Source organism: Candidatus Ichthyocystis sparus, from assembly GCF_900078745.1.
GTDB classification, from domain to species: Bacteria; Pseudomonadota; Gammaproteobacteria; order Burkholderiales; family 2013Ark19i; genus Ichthyocystis; species Ichthyocystis sparus.
Map to the genome: position 1 here is coordinate 5,707 of NZ_FKII01000005.1, position 1,296 is coordinate 7,002.

The 1,296-nt window shown below is 42.0% G+C and carries 1 protein-coding gene; it reads left to right on the forward strand.

From position 1 onward, the window contains the following. Positions 1-1,296, forward strand: a 1,296-nt coding sequence (locus tag A6733_RS00130; protein ID WP_176696722.1) for a hypothetical protein, incomplete at both ends; no start/stop codon positions are given.

The window sequence follows — 1,296 nt, forward strand, 5'->3', positions numbered from 1 at the left end:
GTCGTTTGGTTGTCTCTCTTCCACGACTTAAGTTTCAGCATGAATTATCTTCTCAGCCTGAATCTTCTTTGTCTCCTGTTGATACTGTTCCTCGAAGACGTCTGATAAGTGAAGGCAATATATCAGGAGGTAGTAGTAAATGTGCTGAGGGTACGGAGTCGGTGAGTAGTACTGCTGCGCTTACTAATTCTCCGGTTATTTCTTCTACGCAACTTCGGTCTGAATTATCATCTCAATCTGAGACACAGTTAAGATCTTTATTGCTATTGGAGGGGAAGTATGATCGTCTTTCTCCTAGATTTGTTAAATCGCTTTCTTATAGAGATCGATCTGCTAATTTATATGATATTGCTTCTACTTCTGATGGTCCTCCTTCGAATTATTCTGATTTTGGAGCTTTAGTAGGTGAATTGTCTCCTGCGCCTTCATCCCCACCTTCGATTTCATTTGCACCATTATCTCCATCTGCTTCTGAGCCTGAGCCTCAATCTCAATATGAGATGCAATTGGGATCTTTGTCTGGTGAGCGTTTTTCTAGAATTAGTGCTGATGGTTCAGTTTCTACTCTGGAAAGTGATGCTTCTGATTTGAGAGTTTTAGAAGATGGATCATCTTCGTCTGAATCAGGATCTGCATCTTCGTCTGAATCAGGATCTGCATCTTCGTCTGAATCAGGATCTGCATCAGGACTATATGAAGATTTTCACTCTGCCTTTGTTACGCAGTTAGTTATGGAATATTTAGAGGCATCTACTAGTGGTAGTGTTGTTGCTGTATCTTCCTCCCCCTCTGTGTCTGCACCTGCACCTGCACCTGCGTCTGAGTTGTTAGTAGCTTCTGACATTTCCCCCTCTTTGTCACCATTAGCTGAAAGTTTAGCTATGCCAACTGTTTCTGATCAGTCTGGTAGTGTATCTGTGACTGATATTATTTCTACTTCTATAGCACTACCTAGTGTCGAATCTTCTTTGTCTGTTGCTGTGCCAACTCTCTCTGTCGGTTCTTTTTTGAGCATTAGTGATGATGTTTTGGTCCCGACCGCGGAAGGTGTTGCTTCTGCATTGATGGGGGCGGGGGATGATTCACTTTCTCCTCCCTCTTCACCTTCGATTTTACCTTTATCTTCATCTTTGTCTTCTTCATCTTCATCTTTATCTTTATGTGCATCGGGATTAGATGCAGATGTTTCCTCTTCTTCTACGGAGTCATCTGTATTGGGTAGAGCAATTGTTGGACTAGCTACAGAAGTTATTGCTTCTGAGTCGAGAGTTTTAGTAGGTGAGTCAACTCATAAAT